Source organism: Frankia sp. CoWAU3 (assembly GCF_977971855.1).
In genome coordinates this window covers 25,132-28,941 of the sequence record NZ_CDWWXB010000009.1, presented here as the reverse complement: position 1 = coordinate 28,941, position 3,810 = coordinate 25,132, and the positions used below count along the sequence as shown (strand labels likewise).

At 70.6% G+C, this 3,810-nt stretch carries 5 protein-coding genes; 4 read left to right on the top strand and 1 reads right to left on the bottom strand.

Translation table 11 applies throughout. The features are described from left to right. Window positions 1-187: GNAT family N-acetyltransferase (locus AC08ON_RS02195; protein ID WP_476616361.1), on the top strand; the 187-nt coding region annotated here is incomplete at its 5' end. A 137-nt stretch (window positions 188-324) separates the two neighbouring features. After that, window positions 325-639, top strand: a complete 315-nt coding sequence (locus AC08ON_RS02190) for a hypothetical protein (RefSeq protein ID WP_476606448.1) — start codon at window positions 325-327, stop codon at window positions 637-639. 398 nt (window positions 640-1,037) lie between these two features. Here AC08ON_RS02190 and AC08ON_RS02185 read toward each other — a convergent pair whose 3' ends face one another. Then, window positions 1,038-2,081: an NAD-dependent epimerase/dehydratase family protein gene (locus AC08ON_RS02185; RefSeq protein WP_476606447.1), complete on the bottom strand. Its 1,044-nt coding sequence runs from the start codon at window positions 2,079-2,081 to the stop codon at window positions 1,038-1,040. A 161-nt stretch (window positions 2,082-2,242) separates the two neighbouring features. Between AC08ON_RS02185 and AC08ON_RS02180 the strand changes: the two genes are divergently transcribed. Then, on the top strand, window positions 2,243-3,022 hold the full coding sequence (locus AC08ON_RS02180; RefSeq protein ID WP_476606446.1) for a NeuD/PglB/VioB family sugar acetyltransferase: 780 nt from the start codon (window positions 2,243-2,245) through the stop codon (window positions 3,020-3,022). 67 nt (window positions 3,023-3,089) lie between these two features. Then, the coding region (locus AC08ON_RS02175; RefSeq protein WP_476616360.1) for a tyrosine-protein phosphatase at window positions 3,090-3,810 on the top strand (721 nt) is incomplete at its 3' end.

The following is a 3,810-nucleotide window of genomic DNA, read 5'->3' as shown; positions in this document are numbered from 1 at the left end:
GGCCGGCCGGGCGGCGATCGCCTGGGCGTTCGCCGCGCAACCCGACCTTGCCGAGGTCGTCTCCGTCATCCTCCCGGCCAATACCGCGTCCGTCCGAGTCGCCGAACGTCTCGGGATGGTGTACATCCGCAGCGAGTTCCTCCACAGAGAGGATCACGCCGTCTACGCGATCAGCCGCGCCGAGTAGGCCTCCCGGAGCACGCCGTTGGCCGAGGGCCGACCTCTCTGCCGCCGGTAACGGAGCCGGCTGCTCTGGTACCAGGCTGAGTGTTCCGCCGCTACCGTTGATGCGGGGAGTGGTCGACGGCAGACGGAGAGAAACCCATGGCGTGGAACAAGCGAGGGTCGACCAGTGGTGGAGCCTCCACCGGCCGTGACAGCGTCAAACGCGGCGGCAAAGGCGGATCCGCCGGATCCAAGGGGAACCCCGACGTCGAGAAGGACTACGACAAGCGGGGCGCGAAGGCCGGGCATGCCGACCTGGAGCCGGTGGAGACCGCGGACTGCCCAACCTGCAACGGCACCGGGAACGTGGTCGCCGAACGGGTCGAGACAGACGAAGATGGCGGCTACTCGGGAACGCAGGAGAAGAAGTGCCCGACGTGCGGCGGGGCTAACCGAATCACCAAGAGAAAATGACCAGCGATCCGCCTGAGCCGGGGCCGGCGGACGACCGCGGCCCGACCGGGCCGGAGCCGGTCGTGCCGATGCTGTCGCTGGTGGCCTGCAACAAGTGCCGGCGTCGCCGTGGCGCCCAGTTGCATGCCACAGGCAGCGTCGAGCGGGTGCCCGAGCGGGGGACGTGCCCGCACGGCAGGCCGCTGCGGAAAATCTGGGCGCCTGGGTTCGGGCCTGGTGCGGAGCCGCCGGAGGATCCGACCACGCCAGAAGAACGGCGCCAGGGCCCAGTCTGACCCCGGGCACGCCAAACGACGGCCCAGCCACCCGCGAGGGACGGCCAAGACAGCTTGGTGGTGCGGGAGTGCCTGGACGGCCGAGAGTTTGTCGGATGCCGGCGGATGATCCGCCATCCAGGCTCAATCCCGGTCACCGTGGACGGCGGACGCGGGCAGCGTCGCGCCCGGCGGCCCGGCGGCTGGCGGCCCGGCGCGGTCCGCCCCCAGTCGGTCGGCGTACCAGGTCACGGTTGCCGCCAACTCGGTGGTGAGAGCCGCCCCGGTCACGTCCGGGAACAGCGAACGCATCGTCGTCGTGTCCGCCTGGGAGTCCCGGATCTCCCCGGGCCGGGGCGCGGCGTGCTCGACGACCAGCCGCCGGCCGAGGATCCCCTCCAGCCGGGCGATCAGGGTGAGCAGATCGGTACGGGTCCCGGACCCGATGTCGACCGGGTGTGGATGGGTCAGCCGGCGGCACACCGCATCGCACAGCATCCCGGTGACCAGCTCGACAGGGATGAAATCGCGCGTCTGCCGGCCGTCCCCGTGCACCGTCAGCGGCCGGCCGGCCAACGCGGCCTCGATGAAGGTCGGCACCACGGCCGCGTACGCGTGCCCGGCGGACTGGTAGGGGCCGAACACGTCGAACAGCCTGACCGTAAGCACCGGCAGACCGAAACTGGCCTGGTAGGACAGCGCATATCCCTCGGCGGCGAGCTTCGAGGCCGCGAAGGGACTGCGCGGAAGGCACGGGGTGCCCGCCGAGGGCGGCAGCGGACCCGCGCCACCAGCGGCCGACCGATCGCCAGCGGCCGACCGATCGCCATAAACCGATGAGGAGGACACGACGACGACGTGCGTCTCGGCCCGGTGGGCGACGCCGAGCACCGTCAGGGTGCCGGTCGCGTTCACCGCGTGGGTGGCCATCGGGTCGAGCAACGACCGTTCGACCGACGGCCGGGCAGCCAGATGCACGATGCTCGACGCCCCGGTGCACGCCTGTTCGACCAGCGTCCGGTCGGTCACGCTGCCGACGACGAGCTCGGCAGGCAGCCCGGCGAGATTCGACAGCGCCCCGGTACTGAGATCGTCGATCACGACGACCTCCGTGCCTGCCGCGAGGAGCGCTCTGGTCAGGTGGGCCCCGATGAAGCCGGCCCCACCCGTCACGACTACCTTCACCATTCATCACCCTTCGAGATCATGATGATACAGATAGTAGTATGATCGGTCGCCTACATCGGCCATCTCTTCACGAAGAGCGACACCACGCCAGCCAGGACGGCCCATCCAACTACTCTGAGTGTCAGATTGAACTCGCTTAGATCGGGGGCTACGGTCGCCGCGTGCCCGCTCACCTGCGCTCGCTGGTCATCGTGGGCGCGGGAGGGCACGGCCGGGAGCTGCTCGATCTGGTGGAGGCGGTCAACGCGGCCACCGAGGGGCCCCGCTACGACATCCTCGGCTTCGTCGATGACGACCGTGTGGACCCGGATCCACTCGCCCGGCGCGGAGCCGTTCTCCTCGGTGGGCTCGACCTACTCGATCGACTTGACGCCGACTACCTGATCGGCTTCGCCGACGCGGCCACCCGGTCCCGCGTCGACCGGTACGCCAGCGCCCGCGGCCGACGACCGGCGACCCTCGTCCACCCCCGGGCCAGCGTCGGAGGTGACGTGAAGCTCGGGCCGGGTACCGTCGTCTGTGCTCTCGCCAGCATCACCACCAACGTCGAAACCGGTCGGCACGTAGTGGTGAACATCGGCGCCAGCGTGGCGCACGACTGCCGCCTGGGTGACTACGTCACGGTCGCGCCGGGGGCCCGGCTCTCCGGTGCGGTGGCCGTCGGCGCGCGGGCGTGGATCGGCGCGCAGGCGAGCATCGTCGGCCTGCGCAGCATCGGCGACGGGGCGGTTGTGGGAGCTGGGTCCGTCGTCACCGACGACATCCGGGCCGCGCAGGTCGTCGCCGGGGTGCCCGCCCGGCCGATCCACGTCGCACCCGGGCACGTCGCACCCGGGCAGCTGCAACCCGACCAGCCGCAACCCGAGTCGGGTGGAGCACGCACGACGGCGAGGCTCGCCAAACCTCCGCCCAGTCAGCGGGGCGCCCCACCGTGCGGCTGATCCGCACCCCTGACCCGGCTGCGTCCAACGGGCCCGGCGGCACCGTCTCGGGCTCTACGATCAGCGTGTGGAGCGATGGTTCAACATGTCGGGTTGCGACAACGCACGAGATCTGGGTGGGCTGCCCACCCTGGACGGTGCAACCACCCGATGGGGGGTATTCCTGCGCACCGACTCCGTCCAGGCCCTGACGGACGGTGACGTGCTCACGCTGCGGGAGACATTCGGGCTACGCATGGTCATCGACCTACGGGCCAAGGAGGAAGCGGAGCGGGAGGGCCGCGGGCCGCTCGCCTACGAACCGGTCACTTACCACAATCTGTCCTTTCTCCCCGGTGAATGGGTGATGCCGGACGACCCGCGCTACCCTGCCATCGTCAAGGACCGCGACTCAGCCGACCGGATCGAGCACTACCTGGACTACCTGCGCCTGGCCGGGGACTCGGTGGCCAGGGCGCTGCGCCTGCTGGCCCAGCCGACGGCGGGCCCGGCCCTGTTCCACTGCGCGGCGGGAAAGGACCGTACCGGCGTGCTCGCGGCCCTGCTCCTCAGTCTCGTCGGCGTGCACCCCGAGGCGATCGTCGCCGACTACGTCCAGACGAACGAGCGCATCGACCGGGTCAACGCCCGCCTGGCCGACCGACCGTCCTATAACCACTCGGTGATCTTGCTCACCTCGGGCCACCTGGCTTGCCGGCCCGAGGTCATGCGGGGCTTCCTGGCCGGTGTCGACGCCGGTTGGGGCGGTCCCGCGGCCTGGGCTCGGCACGCCGGTCTCACCGAGACCG